Annotated in this window: 1 protein-coding gene; it reads right to left on the bottom strand. The window is 56.8% G+C overall.

Translation table 11 applies throughout. The annotated features are described in order from the left end of the window. Positions 1–273 (bottom strand): pyruvate kinase (locus R0J87_RS20395; protein ID WP_498888535.1); only part of this gene is annotated, 273 nt, incomplete at both ends.

Here is a 273-nt window from a genome sequence, read left to right as displayed (position 1 = left end):
ATCATCTGGGTCGCCGTGATTACCGCTCGGTTTAGCTGACGCGCACGACGGATCAACGCTTTCTGAATGCCGACCAGTTCCGGGTCGCCAATTTCCACACCGAGGTCGCCACGTGCAACCATTACCACGTCAGAGGCGAGGATGATGTCATCCATTGCATCCTGGCTGCAAACGGCTTCCGCACGTTCAACCTTGGCAACAATTTTCGCATCACATCCTGCATCGCGTGCCAGGCGACGGGCATAGTTCAGATCTTCGCCACAGCGTGGGAAG

The sequence above is a fragment of the Halomonas sp. SIMBA_159 genome, from assembly GCF_046536035.1.
GTDB lineage: Bacteria > Pseudomonadota > Gammaproteobacteria > Pseudomonadales > Halomonadaceae > Vreelandella > Vreelandella venusta_A.
Note: the sequence above shows the minus strand (reverse complement) of the source record. Positions and strands in the feature narration are given on the sequence as shown.